18 protein-coding genes are annotated in these 22041 nt (G+C 69.8%); 17 read left to right on the top strand and 1 reads right to left on the bottom strand.

The window, feature by feature from the left end; all coding sequences use genetic code 11:
• Positions 1–58 precede the first annotated feature (58 nt).
• The 5 genes from JKL49_RS18670 to JKL49_RS18650 are packed head-to-tail and all read left to right on the top strand — an operon-like array spanning position 59 to position 6084.
• A complete protein-coding gene (locus JKL49_RS18670) occupies positions 59–868 on the top strand; it encodes a class I SAM-dependent methyltransferase (protein ID WP_215342581.1) in 810 nt (269 codons plus the stop codon).
• Entirely contained in the window at positions 868–2991 is a 2124-nt protein-coding gene (locus tag JKL49_RS18665) for an alpha-galactosidase (protein WP_215342579.1), read from the top strand. The genes JKL49_RS18670 and JKL49_RS18665 overlap by 1 nt, the downstream gene beginning before the upstream one ends.
• Positions 2988–4115, top strand: a complete 1128-nt coding sequence (gene galK / locus JKL49_RS18660) for a galactokinase (protein ID WP_215342577.1) — start codon at positions 2988–2990, stop codon at positions 4113–4115. Before JKL49_RS18665 ends, galK begins: the two co-directional genes overlap by 4 nt.
• Positions 4112–5116 carry a UDP-glucose--hexose-1-phosphate uridylyltransferase gene (locus JKL49_RS18655; protein WP_215342575.1) on the top strand — a complete coding sequence of 335 codons (1005 nt, stop codon included), beginning with the start codon at positions 4112–4114 and terminating at the stop codon, positions 5114–5116. Before galK ends, JKL49_RS18655 begins: the two co-directional genes overlap by 4 nt.
• Positions 5113–6084: an aldose epimerase family protein gene (locus JKL49_RS18650; protein ID WP_215342573.1), complete on the top strand. Its 972-nt coding sequence runs from the start codon at positions 5113–5115 to the stop codon at positions 6082–6084. The genes JKL49_RS18655 and JKL49_RS18650 overlap by 4 nt, the downstream gene beginning before the upstream one ends.
• Here the strand turns inward: JKL49_RS18650 and JKL49_RS18645 are convergent.
• Positions 6081–7328 carry an MFS transporter gene (locus tag JKL49_RS18645; protein ID WP_215342571.1) on the bottom strand — a complete coding sequence of 416 codons (1248 nt, stop codon included), beginning with the start codon at positions 7326–7328 and terminating at the stop codon, positions 6081–6083. The two genes, JKL49_RS18650 and JKL49_RS18645, sit on opposite strands and share 4 nt — an antisense overlap.
• 143 nt (positions 7329–7471) lie before the next feature.
• Between JKL49_RS18645 and JKL49_RS18640 the strand changes: the two genes are divergently transcribed.
• The 12 genes from JKL49_RS18640 to JKL49_RS18590 all read left to right on the top strand — a co-directional run bounded on the left by JKL49_RS18640 (position 7472) and on the right by JKL49_RS18590 (position 21991).
• A complete protein-coding gene (locus JKL49_RS18640; protein ID WP_215342569.1) occupies positions 7472–8365 on the top strand; it encodes an aldo/keto reductase in 894 nt (297 codons plus the stop codon).
• The gene (locus tag JKL49_RS18635) at positions 8362–9429 is read left to right on the top strand and encodes an LLM class flavin-dependent oxidoreductase (protein WP_215342567.1); all 1068 of its coding nucleotides are present in this window, start codon (positions 8362–8364) and stop codon (positions 9427–9429) included. The genes JKL49_RS18640 and JKL49_RS18635 overlap by 4 nt, the downstream gene beginning before the upstream one ends.
• Positions 9426–10529, top strand: coding sequence for a YeiH family protein (locus JKL49_RS18630; protein ID WP_215342565.1), 1104 nt, complete (start codon positions 9426–9428; stop codon positions 10527–10529). Before JKL49_RS18635 ends, JKL49_RS18630 begins: the two co-directional genes overlap by 4 nt.
• 206 nt (positions 10530–10735) lie before the next feature.
• A complete protein-coding gene (locus JKL49_RS18625) occupies positions 10736–11413 on the top strand; it encodes a LemA family protein (protein WP_215342562.1) in 678 nt (225 codons plus the stop codon).
• The gene (locus tag JKL49_RS21275) at positions 11410–12201 is read left to right on the top strand and encodes a TPM domain-containing protein (RefSeq protein WP_215342560.1); all 792 of its coding nucleotides are present in this window, start codon (positions 11410–11412) and stop codon (positions 12199–12201) included. The genes JKL49_RS18625 and JKL49_RS21275 overlap by 4 nt, the downstream gene beginning before the upstream one ends.
• Positions 12201–12896, top strand: a complete 696-nt coding sequence (locus JKL49_RS18615) for a TPM domain-containing protein (protein ID WP_215342559.1) — start codon at positions 12201–12203, stop codon at positions 12894–12896. Before JKL49_RS21275 ends, JKL49_RS18615 begins: the two co-directional genes overlap by 1 nt.
• A 313-nt stretch (positions 12897–13209) precedes the next feature.
• Positions 13210–14526, top strand: coding sequence for a CitMHS family transporter (locus JKL49_RS18610; protein ID WP_215342558.1), 1317 nt, complete (start codon positions 13210–13212; stop codon positions 14524–14526).
• Positions 14527–14583: 57 nt separating this feature from the next.
• Complete coding sequence (locus JKL49_RS18605) at positions 14584–15051, top strand: (2Fe-2S)-binding protein (RefSeq protein ID WP_215342557.1); 468 nt, start codon at positions 14584–14586, stop codon at positions 15049–15051.
• Position 15052: 1 nt separating this feature from the next.
• Positions 15053–17242, top strand: a complete 2190-nt coding sequence (locus tag JKL49_RS18600; RefSeq protein WP_215342556.1) for a xanthine dehydrogenase family protein molybdopterin-binding subunit — start codon at positions 15053–15055, stop codon at positions 17240–17242.
• 95 nt (positions 17243–17337) lie between these two features.
• On the top strand, positions 17338–18585 hold the full coding sequence (locus JKL49_RS18595) for a TetR/AcrR family transcriptional regulator (protein WP_215342555.1): 1248 nt from the start codon (positions 17338–17340) through the stop codon (positions 18583–18585).
• A 50-nt stretch (positions 18586–18635) separates the two neighbouring features.
• On the top strand, positions 18636–19616 hold the full coding sequence (locus tag JKL49_RS21095) for an ATP-binding protein (protein ID WP_347340410.1): 981 nt from the start codon (positions 18636–18638) through the stop codon (positions 19614–19616).
• 29 nt (positions 19617–19645) lie between these two features.
• Positions 19646–21991, top strand: coding sequence for a carboxyl transferase domain-containing protein (locus JKL49_RS18590; RefSeq protein WP_347340409.1), 2346 nt, complete (start codon positions 19646–19648; stop codon positions 21989–21991).
• Positions 21992–22041: the final 50 nt, after the last annotated feature.

The following is a 22041-nucleotide window of genomic DNA, read 5'->3' as shown; positions in this document are numbered from 1 at the left end:
CCCACGGTGTCAATTGAGCGTCTGGCCTGTCCCCGCGGCGCGCGGCTATGGTCGGGGGATGAGCAACCTACATGAGCCGGTCGCCGCCTGGATCAGGGCGCGGGTGACGCGCAACCCGCCCCTGGCCGCGGAACCGGAACTGAACACCGTCCTGCGGGTCCTGGCGATCTGGCGCTCGCGCGCCATCGCCAATCTCCTGCTGCGCAATCACGGGGCGAAGATCCTCCATGGGCCCTTCGCGGGCATGGACTATGTGGGGACGGCCACCGAGGGGGCCCTGGCCCCGCGTCTGCTGGGCTCCTACGAATCCGAACTGCACCCGGCCATCGCCCGGTTCGCGGCCGAGGACTTCGACTGCGTCGTCGATGTGGGTTGCGCGGAGGGCTATTACGCCGTGGGCCTGGCCCGGCTGATGCCGGCCGTCACCGTCTATGCCTATGACATCGTCGAAGCCGCCCGCCTGGCCTGCGCCGAACTGGCCGGCAAGAACGGCGTCGCCGACCGGGTGGTGGTGCGTGAGACCTTTACGCCGACGGGCTTCGAGGAATTCGCCGACCGCCGCTGCCTGGTGATGATGGACGTGGAGGGGGCGGAGGATGACCTGCTGCGGCCCGACCTGTCCCCGGCCCTGGCCAAGATGAGCCTGATCGTCGAGACCCACGACGTCTACCGGCCCGGCGTGCTGGACCGGGTGACCGAACGGTTCTCCGCCACCCACGACATCCAGCGCCTGAACCAGCAGGGCAAGAGCGTGCCGCTGCCCGGCTGGCTGGCGTCCCAGGGGCATCTCGACCACCTGATCGCGGTCTGGGAGTGGCGCGTGCGGCCCACCCCCTGGCTGGTGATGACACCGAAGGCGCCCGCCTGATGGCTCCGGGATTTCGACTGGACGGCGGGGCCGAGAGCCTGGTCTTCCTCACTACCGAGGCCGGCGCGCCCCGGCTCGTCTATTGGGGCCCCGACCTGGGGGCTGGCGATCCGATCCCGGCCCTGGCGCGGCTGGCGATCCGCGCCATCCCGCACGGCATGCTGGATGGCGGCGAGCGGCTGAGCTGGCTGCCGGAGGCGGGGCAGGGGTTCACCGGCCATCCGGGCCTGCTGGCCCATCGCAATGGCGCCGAGCTCGTCAGCCAGATGCGCCTGCGCGACGCCGAGCTGACGCCAGGCGGCGCGACCCTGGTGCTGGGGGACGCCGCCGCCGGGATCGAGCTGACCCTGAACCTCGCCCTGGACGCCGCCACCGGCGTGCTCACCAGCCGCACGGCCCTGCGCAACCTGGGGCCTGATCCCCTGACCGTCGACTGGCTGGCGGCCGGCGCCTTCGACAGTCCGCACGCCGACCTGCTGCTGTTCGACGGCCGCTGGACCCGGGAGTTCGCACCCGTCCGCCAGACCCTCGCCACGGGCCTGATCGCCAAGGAGAACCGCAGCGGCCGCACCTCCCATTACGCCCCGCCCTTCGCGGTGGTGGGAGAGCAGGGCTTCAGCGAAACCCGCGGCGAGGCTTTCGCCCTGCATCTGGCCTGGAGCGGGGATCACCGCATCTTCGCCGAGCGGCTGCGCGACGGCCGTATTCAGCTTCAGGCCGGCGAGCTGCTGCATCCGGGCGAAGTGATCCTGCGGCAAGGGGAAAGCTACCAGACCCCGGCCCTCTACCTGGCCCGTTCCGAGAGTGGCCTGAACGGCGTCTCCGACCGGCTGCACCCCTTCGTCCGCGACGTGATCCTCGGCGGTCGGCTGCGCGGCAAGACCCGTGCGGTGCACTACAACGGCTGGGAAGCTATCTATTTCGACCACGATCTGGAGACCCTGAAGGGGCTCGCCGACCTGGCCGCGCAGGCCGGCGCGGAGCGCTACGTCCTGGACGACGGCTGGTTCCGGGGCCGTCCCGACGACCGCTCGGGCCTGGGGGACTGGACCGTCGATCCAGCCAAGTATCCGGGCGGCCTGACCCCGCTGATCGACCACGTGCGCGGCCTCGGCATGGATTTCGGCCTCTGGGTCGAGCCGGAGATGGCCAATGCCGACTCCGACCTGCTGCGCGCCCATCCCGACTGGGTGCTGGGCGATCCGGGCCGCGACCAGCCGTTGGGGCGGGGCCAGTACGTGCTAGACCTCACCCGTCCCGAGGTGGCGCAGAACATCTTCGGCCAGATCGACGCCCTGCTGGCCGGCAACGCCATCGGCTATCTGAAGTGGGACATGAACCGCGACCTGACCCACGCGCTCAGCGGCGGCCGGGCGGCGGTCCACAACCAGACCCTGGCCGTCTACGCCCTGATGGACCGGCTGCGCGCGGCCCATCCTACGGTGGAGATCGAGAGCTGCTCCTCGGGCGGCGGCCGGGCTGACTACGAGATCCTCAAGCGCGCTGACCGCATCTGGACGTCGGACTGCAACGACCCCATCGAACGCCAGGCCATCCAGCGGGGCTTCTCGATCTTCTTCCCGCCGGAGGTCATGGGATCTCACGTCGGCGCCGCCGCCAGCCACACGACGGCGCGGACCTCCAGCCTCGACCTGCGGGCCATGACCGCGCTCGGCGGCCATATGGGCATCGAGGCCGACCTGCGCGCCTTCACCCCGGATGAACGCGACAGACTCGCCGCCGCCATCGCGGTCCACAAGTCCCTGCGCGCCGACCTGCACGCCGGCCGCACCCTGCGCCTGGAGCATCCCGACCCTGGCTGTCTGGCCTTCGCCAATGTGGGGGAGGGCAGCATCCTGGTCTCCGCCGCCCAGGTGGAGACGTCGAAGGCCGCCGCGCTGGCGCCGCTGCGGGTCTTGGGCCTGGAGCCCGATACGGCCTATGAGGTCGCGATGATCAATCCGCCCGAACGGCCTTTCGCGGTGATGAAGCGGCGCATCCCCCTGGTGAAAGGCGACACCCTGACCGCCACGGGCGCGATGCTGGCCCAGACGGGCATCGCCCTGCCGGTGATGCGAGCCGGCGAGATCGCGGTCTTCCGGCTGACGCGGGCGCCCGCGTGACAGACCTCGCCGCCGCCTTCCGCGCCCGCTTCGGGGCTGAGCCGCGCCTGTTCCGCGCGCCCGGCCGCATCAACATCATCGGCGAGCACACCGACTATTCCGAGGGCTTTGTTCTGCCCGCCGCCATCGACCGCTGGTGTGTGGTGGCCGCCGCGCCCAATGGCCTTGGGCGGCTGCGCGTCGTCTCCCAGACCTTCGGTCAGGAGGTGGAGGCCGACCTGGCCACGCTCACCCCGCGCGGCGACTGGACCGACTATGTGGCGGGTCCCGCCAAGACCCTGCTGGAGGCCGGGCTGCCGATCGTGGGCGCCGACCTGTTGATCGCCTCCGATGTGCCGGTCGGGGCGGGGGTCAGTTCGTCGGCGGCCCTGCAGGTGGCGGTGACCCGCGCCCTGCTGGCGCTCTCAGGCGTCGAGGCCGACGGCGTCCAGGTGGCCCTCTGGACCCGGGCGTCGGAGAACCGGTTCGTGGGCATGCCTTGCGGGATCATGGACAGCTTCGCCTCGGCCAATGGTGTCGAGGGCGGCGCCCTGATGCTGGACTGCCGCAGCCTGGACGCGACCCCCGCGACCCTGCCGGAAGGCGCGAGTTTCCTGCTGATCAACTCCATGGTCAGCCACCGGTTGGTGGGGGGCGAATACCGCCAGCGGCGCGAGGACTGCGAGGCCGCCGCCCGCACCCTGGACGTTCCCACGCTGCGCGATGTGGCGCAGGGCGACCTGCCCGCCGCCCTGCGGAAGCTTAGCGGCGATCCCGCCAAACGCTGTCGCCACGTGGTGACCGAGAACGCCCGGGTGGGCCGGGCTGTGACCGCCATGGCGGCCGGCGACCTCGCGGCCCTGGGCGACCTGATGAACCAGTCCCACGCCTCCCTGCGCGACGACATGGAGGTCAGCCTGCCGGTAGTCGACCAGTTGGCCGCCATCGCCCAGGCCACCCCCGGGGTGCACGGCGCGCGGCTGATGGGCGGCGGGTTCGGCGGCTGCGTCATCGCCCTGGTGGACACCGCGGCGGTCGAGGCTGTCCAGGCCGCCATCGTCGCGGCCTATGGCGCGGTCATCGGCGAAGTCCCCGACGCCTTCGCCTGCCGCGCGGTGGCCGGCGCGTCGGAAGTGTTCGCATGAGCCGGCCCGAACGGCGCCTCAACCTGCTGACCGGCGACTGGGTGCTGGTCTCGCCGCAGCGGGTCAGCCGGCCCTGGCAGGGCGCGGCCAGCGAGGCCAAGCCCCGCGACGGCCTGACCCACGATCCGAGCTGCTACCTCTGCGCCGGGGTGACGCGGGCCGGTGGGGTGCGAAATCCGGACTATGAAGGCGTCTATGTCTTCGACAATGACTATCCGGCCCTGCTGCCGGGGCTGACCGAGGCGCCGGCCGGCGACCCGCTGCTGGTGCGCGAGCCCGAGGCCGGGCTCTGCCGGGTGATCTGCTACAGCCCCGACCACAGCCTCACCATGGCCGGCATGACGCCGGCGCAGATCGAGACCGTCGTGGAAACCTGGACCGCGCAGTTCACAGAGCTGGCGGCGCGGGCCGACATCGGCGCGGTGACGATCTTCGAGAACCGCGGTGAGATGATGGGGGCCAGCAATCCCCATCCCCACGGCCAGGTCTGGGCCCAGCAGCACGTCCCCAACGAACAGGCCCGCGAGGGCGACCGCCAGCGCGAGGGGTTGGCGGCCCACGGCGAGACCCTGCTCTCGGCCTATCTCGCCCGCGAACTGGCGGCTGCAGAGCGGATCGTCTGCGCCAATGAAACCTTCGTGGCCCTGGTCCCCTTCTGGGCGGCCTGGCCCTTCGAGGCCCTGGTGCTGCCGCGCCGGTCGGTCACGGGCCTGGACGAGCTGACCGCGCCCGAACGCGCCGGCCTCGCCGACATCCTCTCGCGCCTGACCAAGGCCTATGACCGGCTGTTCGAGGTCTCCTTCCCCTACACCATGGGCTTCCACCAGCGGCCCACCGACGGGGCGGCCCACCCGCACGTGACCCTGCACGCCCACTTCTATCCGCCGCTGCTGCGCTCGGCCTCGGTGCGCAAGTTCATGGTGGGCTATGAGATGCTGGCCATGCCCCAACGCGACCTGACGCCCGAGGAGGCCGCGGCGCGTCTGCGGGACCTGACATGAACGCCCCCATCACCATGAAGCCGCTGAGCCATCTGCCCGACGGCCGGATGGTGGACGCCTATACCCTGACCAACGTCCACGGCGTCTCGGTGCGCATCCTCACCTATGGGGGCGCCATCCAGTCGATCCGGGCGCCGGATCGCGACGGCGAGCTGGACGACATCGTGCTGGGCTATGACCATCTGGAACGCTACCTGGAAAGCCCGCGCTATTTCGGCTGCCTGGTGGGGCGCTATGCCGGGCGGATCGCCGGGGGCCAGTTCTCCATCGACGGCCGCGACTACGACCTGGATCGCAACGAGGGGGCCAATTGCCTGCACGGCGGCGGCGTCGGCTTCGACAAGACGGTGTGGGCGGCCAAGGCCCAGGAGACCCGGGTCGGCGCCAAGCTGACCCTCAACCACGTCAGCCCTGACGGTGACATGGGCTTTCCCGGCGAGCTGTCGGTGCAGGCTGTCTACGAGCTGACCCGGGGTAATGAGCTGCGGCTGGACATCTCGGCGACGACGACGGCGCCCACGGTGGTGAACCTCACCAACCACACCTACTGGAATCTGGGCGGGCTGAACTCGCGCCACGTCCGTGACCACGAACTGCAGATCCTGGCCGACGGGGTGCTGGTGACGGACGGCTCCCTGCTGCCGACCGGCGAAGTGCTTCCGGTCGCCGGGACCGACCTCGACTACCGCCAGCCCCGTACTCTGACCGCCGATCTCGACCACACCTTCGTGCTCACCGAGAAGAAGCGCGGCGCCCTGGCGCCGGCCGCGCGCCTGACCCATGCCGGCTCGGGCAGGTCCCTGCAGATCGACACCACCGAGCCCTGCCTGACCGCCTATACCGGCTGGGGCGGCTTGGCGCTGGAGACGCAGCATGCGCCCGACGCCCCCAACCATGCCAACTTCCTGCCGGCCCTCCTGCGGCCCGGCGTGGTGCTGAAGACCACCACGGTGTTCAAGCTGGGCTAGTCGGCCGGGACGATCTTCGGCGCCCACAGGTGGATCCACAGCAGGGCCAGCAGGTAGGCGGCCGCGACGATGGCGAACATCGGCAGGTAGCCGCCGCCATTGTCCAGGGTCCAGCCGGTGAAGCTCTGGATGGCCAAGCCACCGAGCGTCCCGGCCGTCGCTCCAATGCCGATCACCGCCCCGATCACCTTGGCCGGGAAGACGTCGGCGGTGAAGGCGAAGATATTGGTGGAGAAGGCCTGGTGGCCGGCGAGCGCGATGCCCAGCACCAGGGCCGCGAGCCAGTAGTTCTGCGCGCCGAGCGCCAGCGGGATCGGCAGCACCAGCAGGGCCCCGCCCAACATCACGCCCTTTCGCGCCAGGTTCACATTGACCCCGGCGGCCAGCAGCCGGCTGGCGACGTAACCCCCCGCGAAGGACCCGCAGGCGGCCAGGCCGTAGACCAGGGCGAGCGGCGGACCCAGCTCCCCCAGGCCCAGGCCAAACTGACGGTGGAAGAAGTCGGGGCCCCAGAACAGCAGGAACCACCAGCCCATGTCGGTGAGGAACTTGGCGCCCGCCACCGCCCAGGTGCGGCGGTCGGCCAGCAGGGAGAGCCAGGGGGTCTTGGCGCCCTCGACGGCGGCCACGTCCACCTCGCCGGCCGCCTCCACCGCGTCGCTGCGCTTGCCCATCACCAGCCAGACGGCCAGCCAGAGGAACCCGATGCCGCCGGTGATCAGGAAGGCCGCGCGCCAGCCCAGCGCCAGCGCCAGGGCCGGCGCCAGCAGCGGCACGAAGATCGCCCCCAGGTTCGGGGCGGCGTTGACGATGCCCATGGCCAGCGACCGCTCCTTGGCCGGGAACCAGGCCGTGGTGGTCTTGATGGCGGCCGGCGTATTGACCGTCTCGGCGACCGCCAGGACGATCCGGGCGCCGGTGAAGTGGCCGATGGTGTAGGCCACGCCGTGGGCCATGGCCGCCAAGCTCCAGACGCCCACGCCCCAGGCATAGCCCCTGCGCACGCCGACCCGGTCGACGAACCAGCCCGCCAGCATCAGCGACAGCGCCGTGGCCAGCTGGAACTTCTCGATGATCCCGGCATAGTCGCTGTTGCTCCAGCCGAGGTCGGCTTCCAGCACCGGCTTCAGCAAGGCGATGATCTGGCGGTCGGCGTAGTTGATGGCGCTGGCGAAGAACACCAGGCCCAGCACCACCCAACGGAGATTGGAGGCGGCGGTCGCCTGAGGCGTGGCGTTTGGCATGGTCGTGATCCCCCGAGGCGGCGCCGCGGAATCATTTGATTTTCGGCGCAGGTGGAACTTGTAGTTCCGCCCATCGCCGATCATTGGTGCTGCTTCGCAGCTATTGATCATGCTTTTCATTTTCGGGCCGGCGTCCACAACCCATGACCAAATCGTCCCTCGGCAAGAGCTCCCTCGCGGTGTCGCCCCTGGCCTGGGGCATGTGGCGCTTCAAGGGCTCTGACGTGAAGGCCGCGCGCGCCCGGGTCGAGGCCGCGATCGCCGCGGGTCTGACCTTCCTCGACACCGCCGACATCTACGGCCCCGACAATGATGAGCCCTTCGGCGCGGCCGAGGCCCTGTTCGGCCTGGTGCTGAAGGAAGCCCCGCAGCTGCGTGACCAGATCGTGCTGGCCAGCAAGGGCGGCATCGTCATGGGCACGCCCTATGACTCAAGCGCCGCCTATCTGGAGAGCGCCGTCGAGGCCTCCCTGTCGCGCATGGGCGTCGAGAAGATCGACCTCTATCAAATCCACCGCCCCGACCACCTGGCCCACCCGGCGGAGGTGGCTCAGGTGCTGACGCGCCTGCGCAGCGCCGGCAAGATCGGCGAGGTGGGGCTCTCCAACCACACGGCCGCTCAGGTTTCCGCCCTGCAGGCCCACCTGGCCTTCCCCATCGCCTGCGTGCAGATCGAGTTCTCGCCCCTGGTGGTTGGCCCGCTCTATGACGGGACCCTGGATCAGGCCCTGGAGACCGGCATGGGCGTCATGGCCTGGTCGCCCTTGGCCCAGGGCCGGCTGGCGGATGGTCCGTCGACGGACGAACGGGTCATCGCGGTCCGCGCCGAGCTGGACAAGGCCGCCGCCGCCCACGGGGTTTCCCGCACCGTGGCGGCCTATGCCTGGCTCCTGGCTCATCCCTCCAAGCCCATCCCCATCATCGGCTCGCAGCAGCCCGACCGCATCGCGGAAGCCACCCAGGCCCTCGACGTCCAGCTGACCCGTCCCGAGTGGTACGCCCTTCTCACCGCCGCCAGAGGAGTTCCCCTGCCGTGACCCAAGCCCCTTGCGAAGTCTCCTGGTTCTCGGCGCTCTGCGATGACGACTACGAGTTCCTCGGCGTGCCGGACCCGGCTCTGGCCTCGAGCTGGGAGCATTGCCGCAACATCGCGCTGACCGCGGAGAAGGGCGGCTTCGACAACATCCTGCTGCCGTCCGGCTATGGCCTGGGCATCGACACCCTGGCCTTCGCCGCCGGCATCGCGCCCCTGCTGCAGCGCATGCGCCTGTTGGCCGCCATCCGCTGCGGCGAGATGTGGCCGCCGCAGCTGGCCCGCCAGCTGGCCACCATCGACCAGATGCTGAACGGCCGCCTGACCATCAACATCATCTCCAGCGACATGCCCGGCGAGACCCTGGCCAGCGCCCCGCGCTACGCCCGCACGGTGGAGACCATGCACATTCTGCGCACCCTGCTGAACGGCGAGGCGCTCGATTTCGACGGTGAGTTCTATAGGCTGAAGGTGGAGCCGCCGCGCATCCGCACGGTTTCGGGCAAGTCGCCGCAGTTCTATTTCGGCGGCCTGTCGGAGGACGCCCGCGAGGCCGCCGCCAAGGGCTGCGACGTCTATCTGATGTGGCCCGACAAGCAGGAGGCGGTGAAGGAGATCCTCGCCGACATGACCGCGCGGGCCACCAGGCACGGCCGCAAGCTGAAGTTCGGCTACCGCGTCCACGTGGTGGTCCGCGAGACCGAAGCCGACGCCCGCGCCGCCGCAGAGCGTCTGCTCTCCCACCTCGACGCCCCGGCCGGCGACGCCATCCGTGCCAAGTCCCTGGACAGCCAGTCGGTGGGGGTCCGTCGCCAGGCCGAGCTGCGCGAGAGCGCCTCCGATGACGGCTATGCCGAGGCCAACCTCTGGACCGGCATCGGCCGGGCCCGCTCGGGCTGCGGGGCGGCCATTGTCGGCGATCCCGACCAGGTGCTGGCCAAGCTGCAGGCCTACCAGGCCATGGGCATCGACGCCTTCATCCTCTCGGGCTATCCGCACGCCGCCGAGGCCGACCTGTTCGCCCGCCACGTCCTGCCCAGGTTGAACCACGGGCCGCTGCTGCCGTGACGCCTCACTCCGGCGAGCCCGAGCAACACGAGTTCGCCTTCGCCTCCTTCGACTCGCTCGAAGGGGTGCCGGTCATGGCGCCCGCGCCGGCCGGTACGCCGGGCTACCTCCGGCTCTACCGCGCCGCCCAGCGGATCATGCCCGGCGGCCTGATCGCCGTCGTCGTGGCGCTCGCCGCCACCTGGCTGGCCGACCACTATGGCGCGCCGGTCATGCTGTTCGCCCTGCTGCTGGGCATGGCGGTGAACTTCGTCGGCCAGGATCCTCGCTGCCGCCCGGGCATCGACTTCATGGGCCGCACCGTCCTGCGCCTCGGCGTCGCCCTGCTGGGCGCGCGGATCACCCTCGACCAGGTCAGTTCGCTGGGCGGCAAGGTGCTGGTGATCGCCGCGGGCGGGGTGATCCTCACCATCCTGGCGGGCTGGGCCCTGTCGCGGGTGCTGAAGCTGAAGCCGGACTTCGGCATCCTCACCGGCGGCGCGGTGGCCATCTGCGGCGCCTCGGCGGCGCTGGCCCTGTCCTCGGTCCTGCCGCCCTCGCCAACCCGCGAGCGGGACACGACCTTGACCGTGGTCGGCGTCACCACGCTCTCCACCGTGGCCATGGTCATCTATCCGGTGATCGCCGGCATGCTGGGCCTGACCCACACCCAGACCGGGGTGTTCCTGGGCGCCACCATCCACGACGTGGCCCAGGTGGTGGGGGCCGGCTACGGGGTCTCCAAGGAGACCGGCGACACCGCCACCATCGTCAAACTGTTCCGCGTCGCCCTGCTGCTGCCCACCATCGTGGTGGTGGCCCTGATGTTCCGCTCCAAGATGACCGCCGGACCTTCGGGTAAACGGCCGCCCCTGGTGCCGATGTTCCTGCTGGGCTTCGTGGCCCTGGTGGCGGTCAACTCCTCGGGGGTCGTGGCCGCCAACCTGATGGAGCAGACCAGCGACGCCTCGCGCTGGTGCCTGGTCACCGCCATCGCCGCCCTGGGCGCCAAGACCTCCCTGGGCGAACTGGTCTATGTCGGCTGGAAGCCGGTCCTGTTGATCGTCGCCGAGACCTTGGTCGTGCTGGGCTGGGTCCTGGCGATGCTGCTGCTGGGCTGAAGGCGAAACTCCAGGCAACCGGTGGCCGCATGCCAGGATCGGGCCCAGGGCTGTGGTGATGTCGTAGAGCGTGGCAGTGAGACCTTTTGCGGCGCAATACTGTTTCGCCTTGACCAGCGGTCCTCGCTTACCAAAGCTTCATCCACCAGCCGTTGCGCCGGATCGAGGACGGGGCCACATAGTTCGCGTAGTCAGGCCTGATCCTGATGCCTGCTCTTAGGGAGCCACATACCTTGTCCACGCTTCGCAATCGCCTCGCGCGCGCCGCCCTGCTGGTGCTCGCGCCTGTCCTGATCGTCGGCTGCGGGATCAACAACATCCCCACCAAGGAAGAGCGCGCCAAGGCCCAGTGGGCCGAGGTCCAGAACCAGTATCAGCGTCGCGCCGATCTGATCCCCAACCTCGTCGAGACCGTGAAGGGCTACGCCGCCCAGGAAAAGAGCGTTCTCGTCGCCGTCACCGAGGCCCGCGCCTCGGCGACCCAGGTCAAGGTGGACGCCTCGACCCTGACCAACCCGGCCCAGTTCCAGCAATACGCCGCCGCCCAGGACAAGCTGTCGGGCGTACTTGGCCGGCTGATGATGATCCAGGAGAGCTATCCGGACCTGAAGTCCAACCAGAACTTCCTGGCCCTGCAAAGCCAGCTGGAAGGCACCGAAAACCGCATCACCGTGTCGCGCCGCGACTACAATGAGGCGGTCCGCGACTACAATCTGGAATTCCGCAAGTTCCCCAACAGCTTCTGGGCTTCCACCGTCCATAGCGGCTCCAAGCCGATGGTGATGTTCCAGGCCAACGCCGCGGCCCAGGCCGCGCCCAGCGTCAGCTTCTCGCCGACCACGGCGCCCGCGGTGTCCACCTTGCCGGCCGCGCCGGCCCAATGACCGCGCGCAAGGGACTGCGGGGGCTGCTGGTCCTCGCGGTCCTCGGCCTCGTCGTGAGCGCGGGGGTGGCGATGGCCGCCCCCAAGTTCCCGCCGCTCACCGGGCGGGTGGTGGACAACGCCAATCTTCTCTCGCCGGAAGCCGAGCAAAAGCTCACCGGTGAGCTGGCCGACCTGGAGACCAAGACCGGCCGGCAGATGGTGGTGGCGACCCTGCCCGACCTCGGCGGCTATGAGATCGAGGACTACGGCTATCAGCTTGGCCGCGCCTGGGGCATCGGCGACAAGACCCGCAATGACGGGGTCCTGCTGCTGGTGGCGCCCAACGACAAGAAGGTGCGGATCGACGTCGGCTACGGCCTGGAAGGCGTGCTGACCGACGCGCTGTCCAGTGTGATCATTCAGACCAAGATCCTGCCCGCCTTCCGGAACGGCAAGATGGAGGAAGGCGTCATGTCGGGCGCCGAGGCGGTGATCGGCCAGCTCTCCCTGCCCGACGATCAGGCCAAGGCGATCGCCGCGGCGCCCCCCAAGGCGCAGAGCCATTCCAGCGGTGGCGGCATTCCGATCATCTTCATCGTGCTGATCATCTTCTGGGTGCTCAGCGGCATCCTGCGCGGCGGTCGTGGCGGCCGCGGGCGCCGTGGCGGCGGTATGTGGTGGCTGCTGCCCCTGCTGTTTTCGGGCGGCGGTCGCGGCGGCGGCAGCTGGGGCGGCGGCGGTGGTGGTGGTGGCTTCAGCGGCGGCGGCGGGTCGTTCGGCGGCGGTGGGTCTTCAGGAGGATGGTGATGCTTTCAGACGCCGACCGTTCGCGGATCGAGGCCGCGGTGACCCAGGGCGAGCTGCGCACCCGGGGCGAGATCTACACCGTGGTGGCCAGGGAATCCTCCGACTACCGCGAGGTGCCGGTGGCCTGGGCGGCGATCGCGGCCCTGGCCGCCCCCGCCCTGCTTCTGGCCGGCGGCATCCATGTGAGCGCCCCTGAAATTCTCACCGGCGAGTGGTCAGCCGCCCAGATCGGGGCGGTGGCCGAGCAGTCGGTGCGCAGCGCCCTGATCGGGGCCCTGCTGATGCAGGGTGCGTTGTTCGTGGTGGTGGCGGTGCTGGTGGGCATGATCCGTCCCCTGCGCCGGCTGCTGACGCCCGCTGGCCTGAAGCGCGAGCGGGTGCGCAGGCGCGCCCAGGAGCAGTTCCTGGCCAAGAACCTGGCGGCCACCCGCGAACGCACCGGGGTGCTGATCTATGTCTCCACCAAGGAGCGCATGGCCGAGCTGATCGCCGACGAGGGCGTGGCGTCCAAGGTCGACCCCAAGGTCTGGGACGCGGCTATGGCGGCGCTGATCGCCGGCATCAAAAAGAAGAAGCCGGCTGAAGGGTTCGAGGCGGCCATCGCGCTCTGCGCCGACATCCTGGCCGAGCACTTCCCGGCGGATACCGCCGACAATCCCAACGAGCTGTCGGACAGCGTGGTGGTGTTGCCCTGAGCCAAATCCTTCTCCCCTTGCGGGAGAAGGTGGCCGGTCGGAGACCGGCCGGATGAGGGGTCATGCTCCCTCATCAGGACAACAACTCGCGTCATCCCTGACGGCCGGCAGGCCGATCGGGGACCCAGGGGTCGAGCGCTCTGCCCCTGGGTCCCGGCCCTCCGCTGCGCTGCGGCCGGGATGACGTGATGATTTGTCAGAGAGGGCTTTCGACCCCTCATCCGACCCTGCTCCGCAGGCCCACCTTCTCCCGCAAGGGGAGAAGGGCGCGTAGTCGCTTCCACCCTCGCAGATTCTCGGCGAGGTTGCCGCGATGCTGACCCTGCTCGCCTTCGCCATGGTGGCGACCTTCATGACCCTGATCATGACGGGTCGTGTCTCGGCCCTGGTGGCCCTGATCCTGACCCCCGTCGTCTTTGGTCTGCTGGCTGGGCACGGGGCGGACCTGGGGCCGATGATGCTCGACGGGGTCAAGGCGCTCGCGCCCACGGGGGTGATGCTGGCCTTCGCCATCCTGTTCTTCGGCCTGATGACCGATGCGGGGCTGTTTGATCCCCTGGTGGCGCTGATCGTCCGCGTCGTCGGCGGGGATCCGGTGAAGATCGTCGTGGGCTCGGCAGTGCTGGGGGTCGTGGTGGCCCTGGACGGGGATGGGTCCACCACCTTCCTGATCTGCTGCACGGCCATGCTGCCGCTGTATCGGCGGCTGGGCCTGAACCCGCTGATCCTGGCCTGTCTGCTGATGCTGGCCTGCGGGGTGACCAACATCACGCCCTGGGGTGGACCGACGGCGCGGGCGGCCAGCGCCCTGCACCTGGACGCCGCCGACATCTTCGTTCCGATGATTCCCAGCATGCTGGCCGGCGTGGTGTTCATCCTGCTGGTGGCCTGGCTCCTGGGGCGCGGCGAGCGCAGGCGGCTGGACGCGCTTTCCTCCACCGGGGAGATGCGCGAGCCCGACGAAGACGACCTGGTCCGCGACCTCGTCGACGACAACGACCGCACCGAGCGGCCCAGGCTGATCCTGCTGAACCTGGCCCTGACCTTGGGCCTGCTGGCCGCCCTGGTGATGGGGGTGCTGCCCCTGCCCGTGCTGTTCATGATCGCCACCGCCATTGCGCTGGTTTTGAACTATCCCTCCCTGGCGGCGCAGAAGGCGCGGATCGCGGCCCATGCGCCGAACATCCTGCCGGTGATCGCCCTGATCTTCGCGGCCGGCATCTTCACCGGCATCCTCAATGGCACCGGGATGACGCAGGCGATGGCGGGTAGCGTCACGGGGCTGATCCCGCCCGTTCTTGGCCCCTACCTGGCGCCGATCACCGCCCTGCTGGCCATGCCCTTCACCTTCTTCATCTCCAACGACGCCTTCTATTTCGGCATCCTGCCGATCTTGACGGAGGCGGCGGGGAGCTACGGGATCACCCCGGTGGAGATGGCGCGGGCCTCGCTGACCGGCCAGGCGGTGCACCTGCTCTCGCCCCTGGTGCCGTCCACCTACCTGCTGGTGGGGCTGGTCCGCGTGGAACTGGCTCAGCACCAGAGGTTCACGCTTGTCTGGGCCGTCGCCCTGTCCCTGGTGCTGCTGGGCGCGGGAATCCTCACCGGGATCATTCCCCTGGCTGGCTAAGGCGTCGCGACGCCGCTAGGATTTCCCCAACAACGAAACCGGGGATGGGCGCGCGTCATGGCCTACAAGATCAACGTCAACGGCAAGGGCCAGAGCGTGGACGTCGAGGCGGGCACGCCTCTTCTCTGGGCGCTGCGCGACGGGCTGGGGATACTGGGGCCGAAGTTCGGCTGCGGCATCGGCCAGTGTGGCGCCTGCACGGTCCATGTCGACGGCCAGCCGGTGCGCTCCTGCTCCTTCCCCATAGAGAGCGTCGGCGCGGCCAAGGTGGTCACCATCGAGGGGATCGGCGCCACCGCCAACGGCAAGAAGATCCAAGCCGCTTGGAGCGAGCTCGACGTCGCCCAGTGCGGCTACTGCCAGCCCGGCCAGATCATGTCGGCCACCGCCCTGCTGAACGCCACCCCCAAGCCCGCCGACGCCGACATCGACGCGGCGATGAGCGGCAACATCTGCCGCTGCGCCACCTACACCCGCATCCGCGCGGCGATCAAACAGGCCTCCGGCCAGAAGGTGGAGGCGTAAGATGGCTGACTGTTTCGCCGAGGGCGCCTCGCGCCGCGACCTGCTCAAGACCGGCGCCCTGGCCGGCGGGCTGTTCCTGTCCTTCAGCGTGGCCCCCAAGGCCGGCGCCGCCGAGCAGGGCGTCTCCAAGCTCAACGCCTATGTCAGCCTGACGCCTGACGGCAAGGTCACCATCGTGTCGAAGAACCCGGAGATCGGTCAGGGGATCAAGACCTCCCTGCCGATGATCATCGCCGAGGAGTTTGACGTCGACTGGGCCCAGGTCACCACCAAGCAGGCCGACGGCGACCCCGCCACCTATGGCCGCCAGTTCGCCGGCGGCAGTATGGCCACGCCCCTGCACTGGGACGAGCTGCGCCGGGTGGGCGCGGCGGGCCGGGCCATGATCGTGGCCGCCGCCGCCCAGACCTGGAACGTGCCGGCCGCCGACTGCACGACCCTGTCGGGCGTCGTCTATCACAAGGCCTCGGGCAAGAAGGCGACCTATGGCTCCCTGGCCGCCAAGGCTGCGACCCTGCCGGCTCCGGATCTCAAGACCGTGCCGCTGAAGGACCCCAAGGACTACCGCATCCTGGGCCGCTTCAAGCCGCAGGTGGACACCGCCGCCATTGTCAGCGGCAAGCCGCTGTTCGGCATCGATGTGGTGGCCCCGGGCATGCTGTACGCCACCTTCGAAAAGGCCCCGGTGTTCGGCGCCAAGGTGGCCAGCGCCGACCTGGCCGCCGCCAAGGGGGTGAAGGGCGTCCGCCAGGCCTTCGTGGTGGACGGCGGGACCGACCTTTCGGGCCTGGTGCCCGGCGTGGCGGTGGTGGCCGACAGCTGGTGGCAGGCGCGCAGGGGCCGCGAGAAGCTCAACGTCCAGTGGGCCGAGCACACCACCTCCAAGCAGTCCACCGCCGGCTACGACGCCCAGGCCCTGGCGCTGTCCAAGGCCGCGCCGCTGCGCACCGAGCGCAATGACGGCGACGTGGATGCGGCCATGAAGGCGGCGGCCAAGACGGTGGAGGCGGCCTACAGCTATCCCTTCATCGCCCACGCCGCCCTGGAGCCGATGAACTGCACGGCCCACTTCAAGGACGGCAAGCTGGAGATCTGGGCCCCGACCCAGAACCCGGAGGCCGGCCGCCAGTTGGTGGCCAAGACCCTTGGCATCGCGCCCGCCGACATCATCCTGCACATGACCCGCTGCGGCGGCGGCTTCGGGCGCAGGCTGGCCAACGACTACATGGTCCAGGCCGCCTGGATCGCCCGCGAGGCCAAGGCGCCGGTGAAGATGCTTTGGACCCGCGAAGACGACCTTCGCTACGACTACTACCGACCGGCGGGCTACCACTTCCTGTCAGGCGGCGTCGATGCGAGCGGAACGGTCACCGCCTGGCATGACCACTTCGTCAGCCTGGGGAGTGACGGCAAGGTCGCCTCCAGCGCTGGCATGTCGCCCACCGAGTTCCCGTCGCGGTTCGTGCCAAACTTCCGCTACGACCTGTCGCTGATCCCCTCCGGCGTGCCCACCGGCCCGCTGCGGGCGCCGGGCAGCAATGCGCTGGCCTTCGTCATGCAGTCCTTCATCGACGAGTTGGCCCATGCGGCAAACGCCGATCCCGTGGCCTTCCGGCTGAAGCTGCTGGGGGACGGGGCGATCATGGGGACCGCCGGTCAGAACGGCTACGCCGCCGACCGCATGCGCGGCGTGGTCAAGCTGGCGGCCGAGAAGTCCGGATGGGGCAAGACCAAGCTGCCCAGGGGAACCGGCATGGGGGTGGCCTTCCACTTCAGCCACATGGGCTATTTCGCCGAGGTGGTGCAGGCCAGCGTCGCCGCCGATGGCGCGGTGAAGGTGGACAAGGTCTGGGTGGCGGCCGATGTGGGCCGTCAGATCGTCAACCCGGCCGGCGCCATCAACCAGGTGCAGGGCTCGGTGCTCGACGGCCTGTCGGCGGCGCTGGGCCAGGTGATCACCATCGAGAGCGGGGCCGCCGTGCAGAGCAACTTCGCCGACTATCCGTTGTTGCGGATGGCCGACGCGCCGCCGGTGGAGGTGCATTTCCTGATCACCGACAACCCGCCCACCGGCCTGGGAGAACCCGCCCTGCCGCCGGCGCCGCCCGCCCTCTGCAACGCCATCTTCGCGGCCACGGGCAAGCGCATCCGCAGCCTGCCGATCAATACCGAGGCGTTGAAGAGCCTTTGATCCCTTATCGGCCCTGGCGTCTTTCGCCGGGGCCGTCGGACAGGTTAGGGTGGACTTGAAGACGCGGTATCAACCCGCGCGACGCGGGTGGAGACATGACGGAGACCCTTGAGCCGGCAGCGAAAGCGACCCGTGGTCCGACGCGCCGGTTCGAACAGCGCAAGACCGCCATCGTCGCCTCGGCTGTCGAGGTGCTGAACCGCAAGGGCGTGCGCGGGATGACGCTGGGCGAGGTGGCGGCCAGCCTGAATCTCGTGCCCACGGGGGTGATCTACTACTTCAAGAACAAGGAGGAGCTGGCGGCCGCCTGCTTCCTGAAGGGCGTGGACGCCTTCACCCAGTTCCTCGCCGCGGGCGAGACCGGCGCCGACGCGCGCGAGCGCCTGACCCGTTTCTTCGACGCCTATCTCGACTATCGCCGCCGGATGGCCTTGGCTGAGGTCGAGCCGCTGACGACCTTCAACGATGTGCGCGCCCTGAACTCCGCAGCCGTGAACGCCGCCTATGTGGACATGTTCCGCCGCGCCCGGGGTCTGTTGGTTGGGCCGGAGACCGCCAGCCTGACCCGGCTGGAGCTGAATGCCCGGACCCACATGCTGCTGTCAGAGATCTTCTGGGCGCCGGTCTGGCTGCACCGGCACGATCCCGAGGACTATGGCCGGGTGACCCAGCGCCTGCTGTCGATCACCGCCGACGGCCTGGCCGCGCCCGGCGCCGCCTGGAACCCCAGACCCTTGCCTGACCTGATCCCCGAGCCGCCGGAGGGTGGGGAGATTTCCAGCGAGCTGTTCCTGCGAGCGGCCACCGAACTGATCAACGAGGAGGGCTATCTCGGCGCCTCGGTGGAGAAGATCTCCGCGCGGCTGAACGTCACCAAGGGCGCCTTCTACCACCACAATGAGACCAAGGATGAACTGGTGGAGGCCTGTTTCGAGCGCACCATCGAGGTGATGCGCCGGGCGATCCGCCAGGCCGAGGCGGTCACCACCGACGGGCTGCAGACCCTGGCCACCGTGGCGACAGCTCTGGTGGAGTACCAAATGTCGGGCAATGCGCCGTTGCTGCGCACCTCGGCCCTGACCTCGGCGCCGGAGTCCATCCAGCCCAAGCTGGTGGCCAAGTTCGACCGTATCTCCGACCGCTTCGCCTCGCTGATCAGCGACGGTATCGCCGACGGCTCGATCCGACCCATCGACACCAATATCGGCGCCCAGGTGATCACCGCGGCCATCAACGCCGCCGCTGAACTGCGGCACTGGGCGGCGGCGGTGACGCCGGGCCAGGCGGTGAACCTCTACGTGCGCCCGCTGTTCGAAGGGCTGCTGTCGCCCCCGGTGCGCTAAATTTCAGAACCAATGAGACGGTCGAGAGCGGCCGCGAGAGGGTAGGGGACGTGAAGAAGCTTCTGATCGCCAACCGCGGCGAGATCGCCGTGCGTATCGCCCGCACCGCCGCCGAGATGGGGATCGCCACCGTGGCGGTCTATGCCGAGGATGACGCCGCCTCACTGCATACCCGCAAGGCCGACGCGGCCGTCGGGTTGAAGGGCTCGGGACCGGCCGCCTATCTCGACGGGGCGCAGATCCTGGCGGTGGCCAAGGCCGCCGGGGCCGACGCCATCCATCCGGGCTACGGCTTCCTCAGCGAGAACGCGGCCTTCGCTCGGGCCTGCGCCGAGGCGCGCGTGACCTTCGTGGGGCCGACCCCCGAAACCCTCGACCTGTTCGGCGACAAAGGGCAGGCGAGGGCGCTCGCCGCCCGTTGCGGCGTGCCGATCCTGCCGGGCACGGACGGGACCACGACGCTTGATCAGGCCAAGGCCTTCCTGGCGGGGCTGGGGACCGGCGGGGCGGTGATGGTCAAGGCGGTCTCCGGCGGCGGCGGACGAGGCATGCGTCCCGCCCGGTCGGTGGAAGAGCTGGAGCAGGCCTTCGAGCGTTGCGCCTCCGAAGCCCTGGCGGCCTTCGGCGACGGCGCGCTCTATGTGGAGCAGTTCCTGCCCAAGGCCCGCCATATCGAGGTGCAGATCCTCGGCGACGGGTCCACCGTCTCGCACCTGTGGGATCGCGAATGCAGCCTGCAGCGCCAGCGCCAGAAGGTCGTGGAGATCGCCCCGGCTTCCACCCTGCCCATGGCGATCCGTGAGCAGCTGTTCGAGGCCGCCGTGGCGCTCGGCCGCGCCGCCCACTATCGCAGCCTGGGGACTGTGGAGTTCCTGGTGGAGGTGGGCGAGAGCCCACGCCTGGTCTTCATTGAGGCCAATCCGCGCCTGCAGGTGGAGCACACCGTCACCGAGGAGGTGCTGGGCCTGGACCTGGTGCGCCTGCAGATCGAGGTGGCGCGGGGGGCAATAGCCTGGCCGACCTCAACCTGACCCAGGCGGAAGTCCCCACGCCGCGCGGGGTGGCCGTGCAGGCCCGGGTGAACCTGGAGACCATGAGCGCCGACGGCTCGGCGCGGCCGGCGGGCGGGGTGCTCTCGGCCTTCGAACCGCCCTCGGGTCCCGGCGTCCGGGTCGACGGCTTCGGCTATGCCGGCTACCGCACCAGCGCCCGCTACGACTCCCTGCTGGCCAAGCTGATCGTCCATGCGACCTCCGGCGGCCTGCCGGTCGCCGTCGCCAAGGCGCACCGCGCCCTGTCGGAATTCAAGATCGCGGGCGCGCCCACCAATATCGGCTTCCTGCAAAGCCTGCTGGCCCATCCGGCCGTGGCCGCCGGCGAGGTCCATACCCGCTTCATCGAGGAGACCATGGGCGAGCTGGCCGCCACGGCCGACGCCCCGAAGCTCTACTTCGAAGCCGCGGCCTCGGGCGGCGTCGCCAAGCGGGCTGGCGTGCAGATCGACACGGTCGATCCCCTCGCGGTCCTCGCGCTCGGCAAGGAAGAGCGTGTCGCCGTGGAGCACGAAGAGGATGAGGCCGAAGGTCCCGAGGGGACCAGGCCCCTGCGCGCGCCGCTGCAAGGCACCGTCATCGCGCTCTCCGTGGCGGTCGGCGAGACGGTCCGCGAGGGCCAGCCGCTGTTCATCATGGAAGCCATGAAGATGGAGCATGTGGTGGCCGCCGCCTTCTCCGGGGTGGTGCGTGAGATCACGGTGGCCCAGGGCGACACCGTCTTCGAGGACCATCCCCTGGCCTTCCTGGAGGAGGTGGAGATGGCGGGCGGGACCGGCGAGGCCGAGGAGGTCATCGACCTGGACTATATCCGCCCCGACCTGGCCGAGGTGCTGGAGCGCCAGCGCCTGACCCGCGACGAGGCCCGGCCCGAGGCTGTGGCCCGGCGGCGGAAGACGAAACAGCGGACCACGCGGGAGAACGTGGACGACCTCTGCGATGCGGGCACCTTCACCGAGTACGGTGCGCTCACCGTCGCCGCGCGCCGCCGCCGCAACACCCTCGACGAACTGATCGCCACCACGCCCGCCGACGGCATGGTCATGGGGCTGGGCCAGGTGAACGGCGACCGCTTTTCCGAGGACAAGGCCCGGGTCGCGGTCATGGCCTACGACTACACGGTGCTGGCCGGCACCCAGGGGGCGCACAACCACGAGAAGCTCGATCGGATGAGCGAGATCGCGCTGCGCTGGCGGGTCCCCACGGTGTTCTTCACCGAGGGCGGCGGCGGGCGGCCCGGCGACACCGAGGGCGGCGGCTTCACCCGGGGCTTCGAGTTCTGGGGTCGGCTGTCGGGCGCCGTGCCCCTGGTGGGGATCAATTCCGGCCGCTGTTTCGCGGGCAACGCCGCCATCCTCGGCTGCTGCGACGTGATCATCGCCACCAAGGATTCGGCGCTCGGCATGGGCGGTCCGGCCATGGTGGAGGGCGGCGGCCTGGGCGTGTTCCGGCCCGAGGAGATTGGCCCGCTGAAGGTCATGCAGGCCAACGGCACCATCGACGTGCTGGCCGAGAACGAGGCCGACGCCGTTCGCCTGGCCAAGCAGTACATCTCCTATTTCCAGGGCCCGGTCGCCGACTGGACCTGCGCCGATCAGCGGCTGCTGCGCCGCTCGATCCCGGAGAACCGGCTGCGGGTCTATGACGTGCGCAAGGTGATCGAACTGATCGCCGACGAGGGCTCGGTGCTGGAGCTGCGCCCCAAGTTCGGCCTGGCCATGGTCACCGCCTTCATCCGCATCGAGGGGCGGCCGGTCGGGGTGTTCGCCAACAACCCGCACCACATCGGCGGGGCCATCGACGCCGACGCCTCCGACAAGGCCGCCCGCTTCCTGCAGCTGTGCGAGGCCTTCGACATCCCGCTGCTGTCGCTGTCGGACACGCCGGGCAACATGGTGGGACCGGAGGCGGAGAAGACCGGCCTGATCCGTCACTGCTCGCGGCTGTTCGTGATCGGGGCCAACCTCACCGTGCCGATCTTCTCGGTGATCCTGCGAAAGAGCTATGGCCTGGGCGCCATCGCCATGACCGGGGGCAGCTATCAGGCCGCCATGTTCTGCGTCGCCTGGCCCACCGGCGAGTTCGGCGGCATGGGGCTGGAGGGCTCGGTGAAGCTGGGCTACCGCAACGAGCTGGCGGCGATCGCCGATCCAGTGGAGCGCAAGGCGAGCTTCGACGAGCGGGTGGCCCGCGCCTACGCCGCTGGCAAGGCCCTGGCCCGGGGCGCCGGGACCGACCTCGACGACGTCATCGACCCGGCAGACACGCGCCGCTGGGTGCTGGCGGGCCTTAAGTCCCTGCCGCCGGTTCCGCCCCGCACGGAAAAGAAGCTGCGCTGGATCGATTCCTGGTGAGGTCCCGCCCAGCTTGACCGCACGGGCCGCGCGAAGGACTGTGCGGCTTG

It is taken from the genome of Phenylobacterium glaciei, assembly GCF_016772415.1.
Taxonomy (GTDB): domain Bacteria; phylum Pseudomonadota; class Alphaproteobacteria; order Caulobacterales; family Caulobacteraceae; genus Phenylobacterium; species Phenylobacterium glaciei.
This window is presented reverse-complemented; position numbering and strand designations above follow the sequence as displayed.

Bases quoted from the DNA above. Each gene is read 5' to 3' on its own strand.
- JKL49_RS18670 (WP_215342581.1), top strand. From the start codon at position 59: ATGAGCAACCTACATGAGCCGGTCGCCGCCTGGATCAGGGCGCGGGTG.
- JKL49_RS18665 (WP_215342579.1), top strand. From the start codon at position 868: ATGGCTCCGGGATTTCGACTGGACGGCGGGGCCGAGAGCCTGGTCTTC.
- JKL49_RS18655 (WP_215342575.1), top strand. From the start codon at position 4,112: ATGAGCCGGCCCGAACGGCGCCTCAACCTGCTGACCGGCGACTGGGTG.
- JKL49_RS18650 (WP_215342573.1), top strand. From the start codon at position 5,113: ATGAACGCCCCCATCACCATGAAGCCGCTGAGCCATCTGCCCGACGGC.
- JKL49_RS18645 (WP_215342571.1), bottom strand. From the start codon at position 7,328: ATGCCAAACGCCACGCCTCAGGCGACCGCCGCCTCCAATCTCCGTTGG.
- JKL49_RS18640 (WP_215342569.1), top strand. From the start codon at position 7,472: ATGACCAAATCGTCCCTCGGCAAGAGCTCCCTCGCGGTGTCGCCCCTG.
- JKL49_RS18625 (WP_215342562.1), top strand. From the start codon at position 10,736: ATGCCTGCTCTTAGGGAGCCACATACCTTGTCCACGCTTCGCAATCGC.
- JKL49_RS21275 (WP_215342560.1), top strand. From the start codon at position 11,410: ATGACCGCGCGCAAGGGACTGCGGGGGCTGCTGGTCCTCGCGGTCCTC.
- JKL49_RS18615 (WP_215342559.1), top strand. From the start codon at position 12,201: ATGCTTTCAGACGCCGACCGTTCGCGGATCGAGGCCGCGGTGACCCAG.
- JKL49_RS18610 (WP_215342558.1), top strand. From the start codon at position 13,210: ATGCTGACCCTGCTCGCCTTCGCCATGGTGGCGACCTTCATGACCCTG.
- JKL49_RS18605 (WP_215342557.1), top strand. From the start codon at position 14,584: ATGGCCTACAAGATCAACGTCAACGGCAAGGGCCAGAGCGTGGACGTC.
- JKL49_RS18600 (WP_215342556.1), top strand. From the start codon at position 15,053: ATGGCTGACTGTTTCGCCGAGGGCGCCTCGCGCCGCGACCTGCTCAAG.
- JKL49_RS18595 (WP_215342555.1), top strand. From the start codon at position 17,338: ATGACGGAGACCCTTGAGCCGGCAGCGAAAGCGACCCGTGGTCCGACG.